This is a genomic window from Synechococcus sp. NOUM97013 (genome assembly GCF_014279815.1).
Classification (GTDB): Bacteria; Cyanobacteriota; Cyanobacteriia; order PCC-6307; family Cyanobiaceae; genus Synechococcus_C.
Map to the genome: position 1 here is coordinate 697,013 of NZ_CP047941.1, position 15,599 is coordinate 712,611.

Annotated in this window: 19 protein-coding genes; 12 read left to right on the top strand and 7 right to left on the bottom strand. The window is 62.8% G+C overall.

All coding sequences use genetic code 11. The features are described 5' to 3' along the window. Nucleotide 1: 1 nt before the first annotated feature. Nucleotides 2-916, top strand: a complete 915-nt coding sequence (locus SynNOUM97013_RS03605; protein ID WP_186480808.1) for a histone deacetylase — start codon at nt 2-4, stop codon at nt 914-916. Between the two features lie 13 nt (nt 917-929). Here the strand turns inward: SynNOUM97013_RS03605 and pdhA are convergent, their stop codons facing one another. Beyond that, nucleotides 930-2,030, bottom strand: a complete 1,101-nt coding sequence (gene pdhA, locus SynNOUM97013_RS03610; RefSeq protein WP_186480809.1) for a pyruvate dehydrogenase (acetyl-transferring) E1 component subunit alpha — start codon at nt 2,028-2,030, stop codon at nt 930-932. Between the two features lie 85 nt (nt 2,031-2,115). Between pdhA and SynNOUM97013_RS03615 the strand changes: the two genes are divergently transcribed. The 5 genes from SynNOUM97013_RS03615 to SynNOUM97013_RS03635 all read left to right on the top strand — a co-directional run bounded on the left by SynNOUM97013_RS03615 (nt 2,116) and on the right by SynNOUM97013_RS03635 (nt 8,093). Then, complete coding sequence (locus SynNOUM97013_RS03615; RefSeq protein WP_255442943.1) at nt 2,116-4,197, top strand: IMS domain-containing protein; 2,082 nt, start codon at nt 2,116-2,118, stop codon at nt 4,195-4,197. 68 nt (nt 4,198-4,265) lie between these two features. Next, complete coding sequence (ffh, locus tag SynNOUM97013_RS03620) at nt 4,266-5,756, top strand: signal recognition particle protein (protein WP_186480811.1); 1,491 nt, start codon at nt 4,266-4,268, stop codon at nt 5,754-5,756. A 78-nt stretch (nt 5,757-5,834) separates the two neighbouring features. Continuing rightward, a complete protein-coding gene (gene rpsP / locus SynNOUM97013_RS03625) occupies nt 5,835-6,239 on the top strand; it encodes a 30S ribosomal protein S16 (protein WP_186480812.1) in 405 nt (134 codons plus the stop codon). 8 nt (nt 6,240-6,247) lie between these two features. After that, entirely contained in the window at nt 6,248-7,279 is a 1,032-nt protein-coding gene (locus SynNOUM97013_RS03630) for a PhoH family protein (protein WP_186480813.1), read from the top strand. A 52-nt stretch (nt 7,280-7,331) separates the two neighbouring features. Continuing rightward, complete coding sequence (locus SynNOUM97013_RS03635) at nt 7,332-8,093, top strand: Bax inhibitor-1 family protein (protein WP_186480814.1); 762 nt, start codon at nt 7,332-7,334, stop codon at nt 8,091-8,093. Nucleotides 8,094-8,353: 260 nt separating this feature from the next. Here SynNOUM97013_RS03635 and SynNOUM97013_RS03640 read toward each other — a convergent pair whose 3' ends face one another. Continuing rightward, on the bottom strand, nt 8,354-8,875 hold the full coding sequence (locus tag SynNOUM97013_RS03640; protein ID WP_186480815.1) for a hypothetical protein: 522 nt from the start codon (nt 8,873-8,875) through the stop codon (nt 8,354-8,356). A 76-nt stretch (nt 8,876-8,951) separates the two neighbouring features. Here SynNOUM97013_RS03640 and era point away from each other — a divergent pair, with 76 nt between their 5' ends. From era to larB, 6 genes are read left to right on the top strand one after another with little or no spacing between them, the layout of a single operon-like run. After that, on the top strand, nt 8,952-9,890 hold the full coding sequence (gene era / locus SynNOUM97013_RS03645; protein WP_186480816.1) for a GTPase Era: 939 nt from the start codon (nt 8,952-8,954) through the stop codon (nt 9,888-9,890). Nucleotides 9,891-9,920: 30 nt separating this feature from the next. Then, nucleotides 9,921-10,388 (top strand): phycobiliprotein lyase, encoded by a 468-nt coding sequence (locus SynNOUM97013_RS03650; protein WP_186480817.1) that lies wholly within the window; start codon nt 9,921-9,923, stop codon nt 10,386-10,388. Nucleotides 10,389-10,392: 4 nt separating this feature from the next. Beyond that, complete coding sequence (gene trmD / locus SynNOUM97013_RS03655; protein ID WP_186481402.1) at nt 10,393-11,121, top strand: tRNA (guanosine(37)-N1)-methyltransferase TrmD; 729 nt, start codon at nt 10,393-10,395, stop codon at nt 11,119-11,121. 12 nt (nt 11,122-11,133) lie between these two features. After that, nucleotides 11,134-11,619 carry a 2-C-methyl-D-erythritol 2,4-cyclodiphosphate synthase gene (gene ispF, locus SynNOUM97013_RS03660; RefSeq protein ID WP_186480818.1) on the top strand — a complete coding sequence of 162 codons (486 nt, stop codon included), beginning with the start codon at nt 11,134-11,136 and terminating at the stop codon, nt 11,617-11,619. Continuing rightward, nucleotides 11,616-12,056, top strand: a complete 441-nt coding sequence (locus SynNOUM97013_RS03665) for a TIGR03792 family protein (protein WP_186480819.1) — start codon at nt 11,616-11,618, stop codon at nt 12,054-12,056. Before ispF ends, SynNOUM97013_RS03665 begins: the two co-directional genes overlap by 4 nt. Beyond that, nucleotides 12,053-12,709 carry a nickel pincer cofactor biosynthesis protein LarB gene (gene larB, locus SynNOUM97013_RS03670; RefSeq protein ID WP_186480820.1) on the top strand — a complete coding sequence of 219 codons (657 nt, stop codon included), beginning with the start codon at nt 12,053-12,055 and terminating at the stop codon, nt 12,707-12,709. Before SynNOUM97013_RS03665 ends, larB begins: the two co-directional genes overlap by 4 nt. A gap of 14 nt (nt 12,710-12,723) precedes the next feature. Here the strand turns inward: larB and SynNOUM97013_RS03675 are convergent, their stop codons facing one another. The 5 genes from SynNOUM97013_RS03675 to SynNOUM97013_RS03690 form a co-directional block, all read right to left on the bottom strand. Next, nucleotides 12,724-12,903: a hypothetical protein gene (locus SynNOUM97013_RS03675; protein WP_186480821.1), complete on the bottom strand. Its 180-nt coding sequence runs from the start codon at nt 12,901-12,903 to the stop codon at nt 12,724-12,726. 97 nt (nt 12,904-13,000) lie between these two features. Beyond that, the gene (locus tag SynNOUM97013_RS13710) at nt 13,001-13,135 is read right to left on the bottom strand and encodes a hypothetical protein (RefSeq protein WP_255442946.1); all 135 of its coding nucleotides are present in this window, start codon (nt 13,133-13,135) and stop codon (nt 13,001-13,003) included. Between the two features lie 133 nt (nt 13,136-13,268). Further along, on the bottom strand, nt 13,269-14,231 hold the full coding sequence (locus tag SynNOUM97013_RS03680; RefSeq protein ID WP_255442947.1) for a DUF1517 domain-containing protein: 963 nt from the start codon (nt 14,229-14,231) through the stop codon (nt 13,269-13,271). 25 nt (nt 14,232-14,256) lie between these two features. Next, entirely contained in the window at nt 14,257-14,463 is a 207-nt protein-coding gene (thiS, locus tag SynNOUM97013_RS03685; RefSeq protein WP_186480822.1) for a sulfur carrier protein ThiS, read from the bottom strand. Nucleotides 14,464-14,519: 56 nt separating this feature from the next. Next, on the bottom strand, nt 14,520-15,581 hold the full coding sequence (locus SynNOUM97013_RS03690) for a thiamine phosphate synthase (protein WP_186480823.1): 1,062 nt from the start codon (nt 15,579-15,581) through the stop codon (nt 14,520-14,522). Nucleotides 15,582-15,599 lie beyond the last annotated feature (18 nt).

Here is a 15,599-nt window from a genome sequence, read left to right on the forward strand (position 1 = left end):
GTTGAAGCCCCCGCTCGTCTACCACGAGGCCTACAGCGCGCCGCTTCCCAGCACCCATCGTTTTCCGATGGCCAAGTTCAGGCAGCTGGAGGGCTGTCTGCGCGATATGGGTCTGGCCAGTGATGGACAGATCCATCGACCGCTGCCCGTGCCCCGCCGCTGGCTGGAACTGGTTCATCCGCGTGGCTATCACCAGGCCTTTGCTCGCGACCAGTTGGACCGTCAGGCGCAACGCCGCATTGGTCTGCCCGCCACAACGCCACTGGTGCAACGCACTTGGCTTGCCGTAGGTGGGACCCTGCTCACGGCCCGTCTGGCTCTCCAGCATGGTGTGGCCTGCCATTTGGCCGGTGGTACCCACCATGCCTTCCCCGATTTCGGCAGTGGGTTCTGCATCTTCAATGACCTGGCAATTACGGCACGGGTGCTGCTGGAGCAAGAGGGGTTGCAGCGCCTGCTGGTGGTGGACCTTGACGTTCACCAGGGCGATGCCACTGCGCTGATCTTTCAGGGCGATGCTCGGGTGTTCACCTTTTCAGCCCATGCAGCATCCAATTTTCCGGCGCGCAAACAGGTGAGTGATTTGGATCTGCCTTTCCAGGATGGGGTGGGGGATCAGGACTATCTCTCCCAGGTGGGTGAGTGCCTCCCTGCACTTCTGGAGAGATTGCAGCCTCAGCTTGTGCTTTACAACGCTGGTGTCGATCCTCATCAGGAGGATCGGCTGGGTCGCCTCTGCCTCACAGACTTGGGCCTGTTGCAGCGCGATCATCTGGTGCTGGACGCCTGTCTGCGCCGGGGCATTCCGATTGCCACCGTGATCGGTGGGGGCTACGACACGATGACGCCTCTGGTGAAGCGTCATGCTCTGGTGTTTCGTGCGGCGTCCGATCAGGCCCGTTTGCACGGGCTCTGAGGCGCGCCAGGGCTCAGTCTTCCGCCCAGATGTATTTGGTCAGTTCCGAGCCGTCGGGCTCGGGTGCACTCAGGGCGAAGTCCACGCAGTCCTGCACTTCGGCATCGATTTCCTTCTCGATCGCCCGCAGATCGTCGGCGCTGACCAGGCCCGCACCCACGAGATCACGCTCCAACGCTTTGAGTGGGTCGCGCTTGGCCCAGAACTGTTTTTCCTCTTCCGCACGCAGTTCATCGGGATCCGCGAGGGAGTGGCCGCGGAAGCGGTAGGTGAGGCACTCCAGCACGGTGGGACCTTCACCGGCGCGAGCGCGCTCGATCGCCCGTTGCGCCGCAGCGCGCACCGCAAGCACATCCATGCCGTCGACTTCTTCGCCCGCCATGCCGAACGCACCGGCCTTGCGCCAAATCTCAGGGTCACTGGTGGCTCGGTCGTGGGCCATGCCGATGGCCCACTTGTTGTTCTCCACCACGAAAATGATTGGCAGCTTCCAGAGCTGCGCCATGTTCAAGCATTCGAAGAATTGACCGTTATTGCAGGTGCCATCCCCGAAGAAGGCCGCGGTTACGGCATTGCTGGTGGAGTCGCCCAGGGCGTCTCGCTTGTAGCGGCTGGTGAAGGCTGAGCCGAGGGCAACGGGAATGCCTTCGCCAATAAAGGCATATCCTCCGAGCAGGTGATGCTCCTTGGAGAACAGGTGCATCGAGCCGCCTCGGCCCTTGCTGCACCCCGTCGCTTTGCCGAACAGCTCACTCATCACCTCACGGGCGGGCACGCCAGCGCTGAGGGCGTGTACGTGATCGCGATAGGTGCTGCAGAACCAGTCGTGTTGACGTTTCATCGCGCCAATCACGCCGGTGCTCACGGCTTCCTGTCCGTTGTAAAGGTGCACGAACCCAAACATTTTGCCGCGGTAGTACATCTCCGCGCACTTGTCTTCGAAACGCCGACCCAGGGTCATGTCGCGATAAAGGGCCAGACCCGTGTCCCGATCCACGCTGGCCCGTTGGGAGGTGACCAGGGTCGAGAGCCGTTCCGCATGCGCTCCGAGCAGCGATGTTCCTGCCGCTGCGGCGCTTTGTGCATCCGTGCCCATTGCGATGTCCTGGCCCATGGCACCACCTGTTTGACCACTGACTTTAAGGGTCGATGGCGGATCAATGGGCAAAATCCCTGACTCTGCCTACAGTCTGCTGCCAATGGCTGCGCTGCTGGTGGACCTTCCCATCGACCATTTCCGTTTGTTGGGAGTCAGTCCGGCTGCGGAGCCCGAGGCTGTGCTTCGAACGCTTCAACTGCGGTTGGATCGATGTCCTGACCAGGGATTCACCCATGAAGCTCTAAGCCAGCGCGCTGAGCTCCTGCGCCTGTCAGCGGATCTGCTCACCGACACGGTTCGGCGGCGTGACTATGAAGCGGCGTTGATGGAGTTGGGCCAGGACCATCCCGGAGAGACGGCTGGGCTCGAGCTGGCGTTCAACAGAGAGGTTGCTGGATTGATCCTGTTGTGGGAGGCCAATGCGCCCCACGAGGCGTTCCAGCTCGCCCGACAGGCCCTGCAACCGCCTCAAGCGCCAGCGCTGGGGAGCGGTCGTGAATCGGATCTGTCGTTGCTGGCTGCTCTGGCCTGTCGCGATGCCGCCCGTCAGGACCAGGAGCAACGCCGCTACGAGTCGGCGGCCAATCTGCTGCAGGACGGCGAGCAGCTGCTGCAGCGTATGGGCAAGTTGCCGGATCAGCGGCTTGCGCTGGAGACCGATCTGTCTCAGCTGCTCCCCTTTCGGATTCTGGATCTGCTCAGTCGGGATCTGGCTGAACAATCCGCGCGCCGTGAGGGTCTGGCGATGTTGGAGGAGTTCATCCGCGCCCGTGGAGGACTGGAGGGCAGTGGCCTGGACGGTCTGGCGGCAACGGAGCTGCCTGCAGGCATGGATCAGGGAGCCTTCGAGCTGTTTTTCCAGCAGATCCGCCGGTTTCTGACCGTTCAGGAGCAGGTGGACCTTTACGGCAGGCTGCAGCAGGCCGGCTCCGTCGATGCGTCCTTCCTTGCGGCGATGGCTCTTGCGGCTGCAGGCTTCACCCAGCGCAAGCCGGAACGCATTCAGGACGCCCGTCAGCGTCTGCAGGAGCTGGTGCTTGACGGACTCGACACCAAGCCGCTGCTGGGCTGCCTTGATCTTCTGCTTGGTGATGTGGATCAGGCCGAGCGCCATTTCGCCGCCAGCACCGATCCCGAGTTGCAGGCCTGGATGCTGGATCATCCCGGCGACACCCTGGCTTCGCTCTGTGAGTACTGCCGCACCTGGCTGGCACGGGATGTGCTGCCCGGCTATCGCGATGTGGACGCGGAGGCGGTCGACCTGGAGACCTGGTTCGCCGATCGCGATGTGCAGGCTTTTGTGGAGCGTCTTGAGCGCCAGCAAACCCGTCAGGACCTGACCAAGACCGAAGACAACAAGTGGCTTCTGGGAGATGGGTTGCCGTTGCCGCTCGATCCCGAAGGAACACTGCCTCTGTCTTTGACGGATCCAGCTGCGCCACCGCGTCCGGATGGGGACGCATCTGATGGCGGCGGTGAAGGTGAAACGGCGTCTGGGAGCTTCCAATGGCCGTCCTTCCCGCGCCCATCCCTGCCTGCATTGGCCTGGCCTGAGCTGCCACGGCCGGGGCGTGCGGTCTGGATCGGCTCCGGTGCCTTTGTGGCACTGGTGCTGGTGATCGGTGGCTTCAGCCTGGTGGGTCTGCGTCGCGATGCGGATCAGACCATCGCGCCGGATGAGGTCGCGACACCATCTCTGGATGAAACTCCTGCAGCGGAAAAACCGGAGGAGGCGCCGCAGCCGGAGCCTGTGATCACGGCTGCTCCTGCGCAAGCTGGCGATCCATCCCTGCGGGCGGAGACGCCCTCCAAAGAGGAGCTCGAAGCCTTGTTGCAGACCTGGCTCGACAGCAAATCCACGGTGCTCAGCGGTGATGGTTCAGCCGCTGAGTTGCTGGAACCGATTGCTCGGGCTGGCTTGATCACCCAGGTGAAGCGTCAGCGCGCAGCCGACCAGGCGGCAAGTGTCACCCAGAAGGTGGAGGCGACCGTTGATTTCATGCGCGTGGTCAGTCGTAGTCCCAAGCGCATCGAGCTGCGGGCTGATGTTGATTACCGCGATGAAACCCTCAATGCAGCGGGTGCTGTGGTGAAACGCACCCAACAGCAATCGCTCAAGCGCACCTACATCCTTGGCCGGGTCGATGGCCGCTGGCTTCTGCTCGACTTCAGGCCCGGTTGAGCTGCGGGATCCAGCCCCCTCGGCCCGGCCACTTTTACGATCGGTGATCTGAAACCGATCCCCTGACGATGTTCGACGAGCTGTCAGCCCGCTTTGAAGACGCCGTCAAGGGCCTGAAAGGTGAAGACAAAATCAGCGATACCAATGTTGAGGGGGCGCTGAAGGAGGTTCGTCGGGCGCTGCTGGAAGCCGATGTGAGCCTTCCTGTGGTGAAGGATTTCGTGGCTGAGGTCCGCGAGAATGCCGTGGGTGCCGAGGTGGTGCGCGGTGTCAGCCCCGACCAGAAGTTCATCCAGGTGGTGCATGAACAGCTGGTGGAGGTCATGGGGGGCAACAACGCGCCTCTGGCCAAGGCCGCTGAAGCCCCCACCGTCGTGTTGATGGCTGGCCTCCAGGGCGCTGGTAAAACCACCGCGACGGCCAAGCTGGGTCTGCATCTGAAGGATCAGGGCCGCCGCGCCCTGATGGTGGGTGCCGACGTGTACCGTCCAGCTGCCATCGAGCAGCTGAAAACGCTCGGTGCTCAGATTGATGTGGAGGTGTTCAGCCTCGGTGCTGAGGCCAAGCCTGAAGACATTGCGGCCGCTGGTCTGGCCAAGGCGAAGGAGGAAGGCTTCGACACGCTCCTGGTCGACACCGCAGGTCGCCTCCAGATCGACACCGAGATGATGGAGGAGATGGTGCGGATCCGCACCGCTGTGCAGCCCGATGAGGTGCTGTTGGTGGTGGATTCGATGATCGGCCAGGAAGCGGCCGAACTCACCCGGGCTTTCCATGACCAGGTGGGCATCACCGGAGCCGTGCTCACCAAGCTTGATGGTGATTCTCGTGGCGGTGCCGCCCTCTCGATCCGCAAGGTGAGCGGTCAGCCGATCAAGTTCATCGGCACCGGCGAAAAGGTGGAGGCATTGCAGCCCTTCCACCCGGAACGGATGGCCAGCCGCATCCTCGGCATGGGCGATGTGCTGACGCTGGTGGAGAAGGCCCAGAAGGAGGTGGAGCTCGCCGACGTCGAGAAGATGCAGAAAAAGCTGCAGGAGGCGACGTTTGATTTCTCCGATTTCGTGCAGCAGATGCGCTTGATCAAGCGCATGGGTTCGCTCGGCGGTCTGATGAAAATGATCCCGGGCATGAACAAGATCGATGACGGCATGCTCAAGCAGGGCGAGCAGCAGCTGAAGAAGATCGAAGCGATGATCGGCTCGATGACCCAGCAGGAGCGGGAGAATCCCGATCTGCTGGCGAGTGAGCCCTCCCGTCGTCGTCGCATTGCCAGAGGCAGCGGCCACCAGCCCGCAGATGTCGACAAGGTGCTCGCCGATTTTCAGAAGATGCGCGGCTTCATGCAGCAGATGACCAAAGGCGGCATGCCGGGCATGGGCGGTATGCCAGGGATGGGCGGTATGCCGGGAATGGGCGGTATGCCCGGCATGGGTGGGATGCCTGGAATGCCTGGTGGGATGCCAGGCGGTATGCCGGCAGGTCGTGGCGGACGCGGTGGCGGAGCGCCCCGTCGTCAGCGCCCGGTCAAGAAGAAGAAAGGCTTCGGCGACCTCTGATCAGGCGGCAGGGTAAGTTGGTTGTTTGGCGCGACTGTCAGCTGCGCCGAACTGTTCCAATCACCAGCCAGCGCCACGATGATCAAGCTCCGCCTGAAGCGGTTCGGTAAGAAGCGGGAAGCCAGCTTCCGTCTCGTGGCCTGCAACAGCACCTCGCGCCGCGACGGTCGTCCCCTGCAGGAGCTCGGGTATTACAACCCCCGCACCAAGGAGACCCGTCTGGATGCTGAGGCCCTGCGTGAGCGTCTCAGCCAGGGAGCACAGCCCACCGATGTGGTGCGCACCTTGCTCGAGAAGGGTGGTCTGATCGAAAAGACTGTCCGTTCTGCTGAGACCGTCGGCAAGGCCAAGCAGGCTGCCAAGCGCGAGGCCGATGCCAAGCAGGCCGCCAAGGAAGCTGCAGAAGCCAAAGCTGCTGCTGAAGCAGAAGCCAAGGCAGCTGCTGAAGAGCCCGCCGCCGACGAAGCCGCTGCTGAAGGCTGATCAACAGCATGTCCGAAGCCACCTCAATCGGTCGCTTCGTCTTTGATCTTCCCCATACGGAGGCAGCCCTCGCTCTGGCGGGCGGTCCCTCCTCCCAGACCCTGCGTCAACTAGAAGCCCTGACCGGGACTTCTTTGGTGATGCGGGGTCTTCAATTGGAGATCAGTGGCAGGCCCAACCAGCTCGAGCGCACGGCCGCCGTTGTGGAGCTGTTGCGCAAGTTCTGGGAAGCGGGTGAGTCGATTTCACAGGTTGATCTGCAAGCGGCCCTTCAGGCGCTCGACACGGGCCGCGACCGGGAACATGAAGCGATGGGTCAGCAGGTGCTGGCCAAGAATCAGCGCGGCAACCTGTTGCGGCCTCGCACCCTCCGTCAGAAGTCCTATGTGGAGGCGATGGAGCGCAATGATCTCACCTTCGCCCTCGGGCCTGCCGGAACCGGGAAGACATTTCTGGCCACGGTGCTGGCCGTGCGCATGTTGACCGAGCGCAAGGTGGAGCGATTGGTGCTCACCCGACCTGCGGTTGAAGCGGGGGAGCGTTTGGGATTTCTTCCGGGGGATCTTCAGCAGAAAGTGGATCCCTATCTGCGGCCCCTTTATGACGCCCTGCACATGTTGCTGGGGGCTGAAAAAACCGCCGCTTTGCTGGAGAAGGGGGTGATCGAGGTGGCGCCACTGGCCTACATGCGTGGCCGCACCTTGGCTGAATCCTTCGTGATCCTCGATGAAGCCCAGAACACCACGCCGGCTCAGATGCGCATGGTGTTGACCCGACTCGGGGAGCGTTCTCGCATGGTGGTGACCGGCGACATCACCCAGGTGGATCTGCCGTCCGGTCAGCTGAGCGGTCTGGTGGAGGCGTCTGAGGTACTGGATGGTGTGGAGGGCGTGGCGGTTTGCCGCTTGACGGCCGCGGATGTGGTGCGTCACCCCCTGGTGCAGCGGGTGGTGGAGGCCTATGCGCGCCGGGACAAAACGCATCCGCGTCGGGATGGTGCGCCTCCACGCCGTTCGATGGGGAGATCCGCACCGGGCTGAGGACCACAACCCGGCTGAAGCTGGCAGGATGAGCCCAGTGATCTGGGGCGACATGCCAGCCAGCAGCAACTTTCAAAACGCCATTCGCGAGGCGCAATCCAGCGCCCTCGTGGGGCCCAATGTGGTGAAGAAAGCCCTCCCTTACGTGGGAGGCGGAATGGTGTTGACCGCAGGAGGTGCTCTTGGGGGGATGGCCCTCCTGGCATCGGGGAGTGCGCTTTACATGCCTCTCTTCCTCGTCGCAGCCATCGGCAACCTTGTTCTGTTCTTTGTGGCGCAGAACATCGCCATGAAGGGAGATAACGGCACTGCTTTGCCGTTGTTGTCGCTCTACAGCCTCATCAGTGGTTTCACCCTGAGCGGCCTGGTGAGCTATGCCATTCAGGTGGTGGGTGCTGCCAATCCAGCCAATCCCTATGCCGGTGTTGGTGCCGTCGGTATCGCGGCCCTTGCCACGGGTGTCACCTTCGTGATTGCGTCGTTCTTCGGAAGCCGCATGAGCGACAGCGTCGGTCAGGCCCTCAGCGCTGTTGTAGGAATCGGCCTGGTGGGACTTCTGATCGCCATGGTCGGCATCGCGATCGGTGGATTCTTCATTCCTGGCCTCTACCAATCCACCAACCTGCTGATCTCCGGTTTTGGAACCGTGCTGTTTGTGGGAATGGCCTTCGTGGACTTCTACACGATGCCTCGCACATACCGGGACGATCAATACCTGGCTGGTGCTCTCAGCATGTATCTCACTTTTATCAACCTGTTCATCTTCGTTCTGCGTCTGATCATTGCCCTGAACAGCGGTGGCCGCCGCGACTGAACCCCACGCGTTGGTTTGAACGAAACACAACAAAGCCCCGGCGAAACCGGGGCTTTTTGCTGTCTGCGTTTCGAGCGATCGACATGAAAAAACCTCGGAAAGGTTCCGAGGTTGTGTGAATGCCGGTTGATCCCCATCACCCGGCCGTGCGAGAAGACTAGGCGCGTTGAAATAGAAGGTGTCTCAACTTCAGATTGGCCTAATAGTGTTGCAAATCAACGCTTCATGAAGCGAAACACCAGATCTGGTGCCGTGCTGGATCAAGTGTCCGCCACAGCCATCACGGCATCGCCAATGGCCTGTTTCTGCTGGTCGTCGTAGCCCCAGCGTTCGAGAAAGGCCAGATCGTCACCCCGGTTCTGGTTTGCGGCCTCAAGCAGCACCTCCAGCCTGTCTTTCACCCGTTGCGACTCCAGCTGGCGTAGCAGTTCCGTGCAGCGCTGATTCACCCGTTCCGAGCCAGCAGCCTGGTCGTCATCGCCGTTGCTGCGGTGATGCACCACCATGGCGGCGCTCATCGCCAGGTTCCGGGCGGTCAGATCCACCACCCCATCACCGGCTTCACGCAGTTTGAGCACCAGGGCTTCCGGCAGGCGATCCATCAGCAAGCTGTCACCAGCCAGGCTCACCACAAAAAAGCCGCGGGCTCCATCCCGACTGGCCACCAGCTCACCGATCCGGTCCGCCAGCACCTCGTCGCTGATCTCCTCCTGGTCCCACTGCTGCAGCCAGGTCGCTGTGATTTCCATGGCCTGCTGGAAGGTGGGTTGCTGGTCCGCCATAGCAGCGCAGAACGACTCCCCCAAGGCTATGGGCCGATGCCAGGGCTGCCGCGCCCTGACAGCGCAGACTGATCCCATGCAGTCATCGCCACTCCCGGAGAATCACCGCTCCGGTTTCATCGCTCTGATTGGCCGCCCCAATGTCGGCAAATCCACCCTGGTGAACCAGTTGGTGGGAGACAAGGTGGCGATCACATCTCCTGTCGCGCAGACCACGCGCAATCGTCTGCGCGCCATTCTCACGACCCCGGAAGCGCAATTGATCCTGGTGGATACCCCTGGGATTCACAAGCCGCACCATTTGCTGGGGGAACGTCTGGTGCAGAGTGCCCGCGCCGCCATCGGCGAGGTGGATCAGGTGCTGCTGCTGCTGGAGGGCCATCAGCCGCCGGGGCGTGGTGATGCCTTCATCGTCAATCTGCTGCGGCAGCAGCGTCTTCCGGTGCAGGTGGTGCTGAACAAATGGGATCTGGTGCCTGTGGATCGCAAGCCGGAGGCGGATGTGGCCTATCGCGAGTTGTTGGCAGACACCGAATGGCCCGTGCATCACTGTTCAGCGCTGGATGGTGCTGGCTGCCCCGAATTGGTGTCCGCCGTCAGTGCGTTGATGCCCGAGGGACCACGGCTCTACCCGCCCGAGATGGTCAGTGATCAGCCCGAACGGCTGTTGATGGCGGAACTGATCCGCGAGCAGGTGCTGATGCACACCCGGGAGGAGGTGCCCCACAGCGTGGCGGTGAGCATCGATCGCGTGGAAGAGGTACCGGCCCGTGGCAAGAGCAAGGCGCGCACGGCGGTGCTGGCCACCGTTCTGGTGGAGCGCAAAAGCCAGAAGGGGATCCTGATCGGCAAGGGCGGCGCCATGCTCAAAACCATCGGCCAGGGGGCCCGATTGCAGATGCAGACGTTGATCGATGGACCGGTGTATCTGGAGCTGTTCGTGAAAGTGGTGCCTGATTGGCGCAGCAAGCCGCAGCGTCTGGCCGAACTCGGTTACGCCGAGGAGAGGGTCTGAAGGGCTGCGGTCTCCTGCGAGGATGGGCGGATGGATGAAACCGCTTTCCCTCCAGCCGATCTCAAGGCTTTTCTCCAGCTGTGCGAAGGCCGTTGGATGAGCCTGCGCAGTCGCTTTGATTTCAATGGTTCCGACGAGGACTGGCATGCCAGTGATCGCGGCGAGGTGACCGTGACCTTCCGCGATCATGACGGTGCATCGGAGCTGGCGGTGCAGCCGGCTGAAGGCCCTGGCAGTGCGCTGCAGTTCACTCCGGATGGTGCTCTGGCCGTGACCTCCGCAGAGGGGTCTCGGAATGGCCGCTGGCAGTTCCGGCCCGATGCCAGTGTGGAGCTGGAACTGGGCGATGACCAGGCAGGGGCAAAGGTGCTTGAGCGCATCTGGTTCATTAAGCCGAATCTGCGTCTGCGCAGCACCACAGCGCTGGCCGCGGATGGCACGCCGCTGCAGGCGCGCTTCTGCTCCGAGATTCGGCGTGTCTCCGCTCCCCAGGCCTAATCCGGTGAGTGCGTATCGCCTGGATGTGGTGAGCCTGGCTCCGCAGGCGTTCGAGCCCTTGAAGGAGTTGGGGGTGATCGGTCGGGCCTTCGCTGCCGGTCGCGCCGAGCTTCATCTGCACAATCCCCGCGATCACGCCACCGATCGCTACCGCAAGGTCGACGATGAACCCTATGGCGGTGGTGCGGGCATGGTGCTCAAGCCCGAACCGGTGTTCGCCGCTTTCGAATCGATTCCCGTGCATCCCAGGCGGCGGGTGTTGCTGATGACGCCTCAGGGCCGACCGCTGCGCCAGTCAGATCTGCAGCGCTGGGCGGAGCAGCATGACCAGCTGGTGCTGCTGTGTGGTCACTACGAAGGCTTCGACGAACGCATCCGTTCTCTCGCCGATGAAGAGGTGTCGCTGGGGGATTTTGTGCTCACCGGTGGTGAGTTGCCAGCGATGACGATCATCAACGGTGTGGTGCGTCTGCTGCCGGGAACGGTCGGTACCGCGGCATCACTGGTGGAGGAAAGCCACAGCGATTGGCTGTTGGAGCATCCTCACTACACGCGCCCGTCTGAGTTCCGGGGGATGGCCGTGCCGGATGTGCTGCGCAGTGGAGACCATGGCGCCATCGCGCGATGGCGTCAGCAGCAACGCGAGCAGCGCACGGCTGAACGTCGACCGGATCTGCTGGAGCGCTGGAAGCAGCGCACCGATGCGGAGAATGACCCCAAAGGCACGACCTGAACGAGCGCGCGCATGACTCTCCGCATTGGCAACGGCTACGACATCCACCGCCTGGTTCAGGGGCGTCCGCTGATCCTGGGTGGTCAGCGCTTGACGCATCCCGACGGCCTTGGTCTGGATGGCCACAGTGATGCTGATGTGCTCGTGCATGCCGTCATGGATGCCTTGTTGGGAGCGCTGTCGCTTGGGGATATCGGCAAATACTTCCCCCCGAACGATCCCCAGTGGAAAGGGGCCGACAGTCTGGTGCTGCTGGAGCAGGTGGTGGCCCTGGTCAAGGACCGTGGCTGGGAGGTGGTGAATGTGGACAGCGTCGTGATCGCTGAACGCCCCAAACTCAAGCCCCACATCGAGGCCATGCGCACCGCTATTGCTGAACGCATGGGACTCGCGCCGGATCAGGTGGGGGTCAAAGCCACCACCAATGAGACCCTTGGACCTGAAGGGCGGGAGGAAGGCATCTCCTGTCACGCCGTAGCCCTGTTGAGCAAGCCATGACGCGGCTGGTGAGAGGTCTCTCTACGGTGATTGGGTTCTGCCTGGCGGTGCTGATTCTGCTTTCAGGTCCTGGCGATGGTCGCGCTGAAGCGTTGCCCGGTTTGGATGGGCATTTCGATGTTGCTGTGATCGAGCATCTGCGCATTCAGGTTCCCCGTGAGGGGCGTCAGGCCTGGCTCGAAGCCGAGCGCGGCAGCTGGGAACCCTGGCTTGCGCAACAGCAGGGGTTCGTGGGCCGAGATCTGCTCTGGGATCCCAGCAGCGAAGAAGGAACCTTGCTGATCCGCTGGAGCAGCCGGGATGCCTGGAAAGCGATCCCCGTCGAAGAGGTGGAGGCGGTTCAGCAGCGCTTTGAACGCCTGGCCCGTGAGGCCATCGGTCAAGCCGAGGGCAATCCGTTCCCCTTGGTGTTTGAAGGCGAGTTGCTGCCAGCGTGAGTGCTCCTGAGGCGCGACTGGATCTGCAACGTCGCCAGCGGCTCGGGATGGTGGAGGCCGTCTGGGGTGAGCACAAAAGTGCCGATCAGATTGTGGCCATCCTCCAGACCATGCACCACGCCGGTGAACTGGCGTTTGTGACACGTGTGGATCCGCTGAAGGCTGCGGAGGTGCAGGCCCGCTGCCCCGAGGTTCAGGTGCACGCGGCTGCTGCCTGTCTCACCCTGGGTGATCTTCCGGCAGCTGATGGCCAGCCTTTGGTGGCGGTGTTAAGCGGCGGCACCAGTGATCGCCGCGTGGCGGAGGAGGCGGCGCTGGCGTTGCGGGTGCATGGCGTCAGCACTACATCGTTCCTCGACGTGGGTGTGGCCGGGCTGCATCGCTTGCTGGCGGTGTTGCCCGATCTCGAAACGTTGCCGGTGCTGATCGCGTGCGCGGGAATGGAGGGTGCTCTGCCCACAGTGCTGGCCGGGTTGGTGCCGCAGCCTGTGATCGGTGTGCCGGTATCCGTTGGCTATGGCGTCAGCGCTGGAGGCCGTGCCGCTCTCGACGGCATGCTGGCCAGCTGCGCACCGGGTCTGAGTGTGGTGAATATCGACAATGGCTATGGCGCTGCCATGGCGGCTTTGCGCATCCTCAAAAGCAGCCCCTAGGAAGACAGCCGCTTTCAGTGCGCTGGGGGGTGAGCCTGGCCCGGCATCAACGGTTGAGCCGGCTGACTGGGATCCAGTTCAAGGGTCGCTTCCACCCACAGACGCATGGATCTGGGAAGCGTGTGTTGCTCGTAGCGCAGCAAGGCCTCCATCAGCACCGTTGAATTCACCCAGTGCGGAGATCGAGCGGCCATGCAATCCGTGCGATGTCTGCAGGATGAGGGAGCGCCTGCAAAGCAGCAAGGGGGACGGTCCAGGTTCCGGATCAGCGTGTCTGTTCAGAACTCCAGATCAGCTGCTGGGGCTGCATTTGGCTTCCAGCCGAGACAGCTCATCGCTGTGAATCGGCGGCTCTACGTTCTGCAGGATGCGCAGTAGATCGAACAGATCACGACGGTCGAGTTCACCGTTGGACTGCCACTGCATCACACGGGGATCTGGAGGTGAAGCCGCGGCAATCACAAAAAAAATCTGTCGAAACGTCCTTCAACGTATCGACAGATAGGGGTCTTGAATGGAAAGAAATTCCTTGGAATTTCAAGCACTTCTGAAGATCGAATCAGAGGTGCTGAAGGTTCGGATAGGCCGTGACCAGTTCATCAGCGCTGAGCACGTCGCCGGAGCCATCGGGCTGCCAGATCACCTCCAGAGCCATCAGGTCGCTGGAGGCGGTCGAGCCCAGGATCCGCAGCGATTCCCGCAGCTGTTCGCTGGTGTCAGCTTTCTTCAGGTTCACCGCCTGGCGGCTGGCCACCAGCACCGTCACCACGATGAATTCATTGGTGGCATCGGCATCGCCGCGGCTGCTCAGGGTCGCTGCAGAGGAGCGAACACCGCCGACGTTGGTGGTGAGTTCTTCACGCAGCTTGCTGCGCTCGGTCATTGACAGGCGATTGAAGGTGGATTCCGCTGCATTGAACGGAACGCTGCCCGATTCCACGTTGGCGTAGACCCACAGGTCGGGCTGCCGGAGCAGCGCCAGGGTGGTGTCTTGCAGGACACGCTGCAGTCCGGCGGAGCTGCTGGTGTCAGCGCTGGCCGCCAGCTGACGCAGATCTGTCTGCAGATCTTTGGCGCTGGCCAGAAGGCCGATCTGGAGCTGCAACAGCGACACCGGACCACCGGCGATTTCGCGCGGACTGTCGTAGCCGCCGATGGCGGCGCGGCCGCCGGATCCACCACCTCGCACTGCATTCACCAGAACGCCCACGATGCCCATCAGCACCAGGAAGCCCAGCAGGCCGCCACCCCCGAATCCGAAGATCGGAATGATGAAGGGAAAGCCGAATCCGCCGCCGCCGTAACCGCGGTTGTAGCCACCTCCCATGCCGCCACCGCGGTAGCCGCTGCTGCGTGGCATGGAGGGAGCGCGGAAGCTGCCCCCTCCGATGCGGCCACCACGGGCTGCTTCGCTGGGCTGGGGCATCAACACCAGCAGTCCGATCAGGAGCACTGGCACCATCAGGCCCGAAAGCCAACGGTGCAGAAGACGGCGGGTGGGGCGGTTCGGCGAATCGGCCAAAACAGCGAAAAAAGCTGATTGGATCCTAGGAACCTCCGCCTACGATGGTGACGATCTCCAGGCTGTCACCATCCTTCACAGCTTGCTCTGCCCAGCGATCGGGCGTGAGGATCAACCCGTTGAATTCCACCACCACCAGCTTGGGGTGATGGCCGAGGGCTTCGATCACTTGGTTGAGATGCGTCAGGCCTGCATCGAGGCTGCGCTGTTCGCCATTCACCTTGAGCTGCATGTGTCGGACCGGAGCGATGGAGCGGGAAGAGGGGGACGCAGCCTGGAAGGCTCAGCTCAGGAGAGCTGGTGAAGCAGGTGCCGACTGGCCTCTGCAGGGTCATCGGCCGCCATGATCGCGCTCACCACAGCGATGCGGGAGGCTCCGGCTGCGCGAACTTCCGCAATGGTGCTGGTGTCAATGCCGCCGATGGCGAACCAGGGCACCGTGGCGGCCGCATTGGCCTTGCGCACCCACTCGAGTCCTGCGGGGGTCCGCTCGGCCTTGGTGCGGGTGGCATAGACGGGTCCGACTCCGACGTAGTCGGCACCGTCGTCCTGCGCTTGGATCAATTGCTCGAGCCGGTGGGTGCTGCGACCGATCAGCTTGTCGCAACCCAACAGCGCACGCGCTTCCGCATGGGGCAGGTCTTCTTGGCCGAGATGCACGCCATCGGCGCTCACCAGCAATGCAAGATCGATGCGGTCGTTCACGATGAACAGGGCTTGGTGACTGCGGCACAGCTCGGCCAGTTGTCTGGCCTCCTGCAGCCGCAGGCGATCGTCGCCCTGCTTGCGCCGGTATTGCACCAGCGTGACGCCTGCCCGCAAAGCCGCCTCCACGCGCTTCAGCATCGCGCTGCTGTCGTCATCCGGACCCGGATCGGTAATCAGGCAGAGCTTGGCGCTCTCCAGTTGCTGACGCCGATGGTTGTGGTCGCAGGCCTCAAGGATGCGCACTTCGTGGTCGTAGAGCGCGTAACGCACCGTGGCGGCTGTGGTGGCCAGGGGGGCGTCTGTGGTGCGGGCAAACTCCTCGATCACCCGCAGGGCTTCCTGCACACGACTGGCATTGGCCTTCACCACCTGGCGGCTGTCGGTGCGTGTCTGCTGCGCCGGGTGGCTTAGGCCCGCTGCGGTGTCGGTGGCGGTGGAGCGGGCCTGCCGGTAGAGGTCCGCATGCAGTAGCCCCAGCTGCTGACGCCAATCTTTCAAGGGCACCACGAGGTCTTCGCGGTCCAGTCCGAAGCGGCACCAGTCTTCGATCACCCGCAGCCCTTCGCGCGCCCTGTCCAGGTTGGCGTCGATCAGCCTTGCAACACGTGGCTCAGTGCTGGGGGCGACAGGCATCGGTTCCATGGCACTCTGGGCAGAATC

Bases quoted from the DNA above. Each gene is read 5' to 3' on its own strand.
- thiS (WP_186480822.1), bottom strand. From the start codon at position 14,463: ATGCAGCTCAAGGTGAATGGCGAACAGCGCAGCCTCGATGCAGGCCTG.
- SynNOUM97013_RS03675 (WP_186480821.1), bottom strand. From the start codon at position 12,903: ATGGCCGCTCGATCTCCGCACTGGGTGAATTCAACGGTGCTGATGGAG.
- ispF (WP_186480818.1), top strand. From the start codon at position 11,134: ATGACTCTCCGCATTGGCAACGGCTACGACATCCACCGCCTGGTTCAG.
- SynNOUM97013_RS03640 (WP_186480815.1), bottom strand. From the start codon at position 8,875: ATGGCGGACCAGCAACCCACCTTCCAGCAGGCCATGGAAATCACAGCG.
- ffh (WP_186480811.1), top strand. From the start codon at position 4,266: ATGTTCGACGAGCTGTCAGCCCGCTTTGAAGACGCCGTCAAGGGCCTG.
- SynNOUM97013_RS03690 (WP_186480823.1), bottom strand. From the start codon at position 15,581: ATGGAACCGATGCCTGTCGCCCCCAGCACTGAGCCACGTGTTGCAAGG.
- pdhA (WP_186480809.1), bottom strand. From the start codon at position 2,030: ATGGGCCAGGACATCGCAATGGGCACGGATGCACAAAGCGCCGCAGCG.
- SynNOUM97013_RS03650 (WP_186480817.1), top strand. From the start codon at position 9,921: ATGGATGAAACCGCTTTCCCTCCAGCCGATCTCAAGGCTTTTCTCCAG.
- SynNOUM97013_RS13710 (WP_255442946.1), bottom strand. From the start codon at position 13,135: ATGCAGTGGCAGTCCAACGGTGAACTCGACCGTCGTGATCTGTTCGAT.
- SynNOUM97013_RS03630 (WP_186480813.1), top strand. From the start codon at position 6,248: ATGTCCGAAGCCACCTCAATCGGTCGCTTCGTCTTTGATCTTCCCCAT.
- SynNOUM97013_RS03635 (WP_186480814.1), top strand. From the start codon at position 7,332: ATGCCAGCCAGCAGCAACTTTCAAAACGCCATTCGCGAGGCGCAATCC.
- era (WP_186480816.1), top strand. From the start codon at position 8,952: ATGCAGTCATCGCCACTCCCGGAGAATCACCGCTCCGGTTTCATCGCT.
- SynNOUM97013_RS03665 (WP_186480819.1), top strand. From the start codon at position 11,616: ATGACGCGGCTGGTGAGAGGTCTCTCTACGGTGATTGGGTTCTGCCTG.
- rpsP (WP_186480812.1), top strand. From the start codon at position 5,835: ATGATCAAGCTCCGCCTGAAGCGGTTCGGTAAGAAGCGGGAAGCCAGC.
- SynNOUM97013_RS03615 (WP_255442943.1), top strand. From the start codon at position 2,116: ATGGCTGCGCTGCTGGTGGACCTTCCCATCGACCATTTCCGTTTGTTG.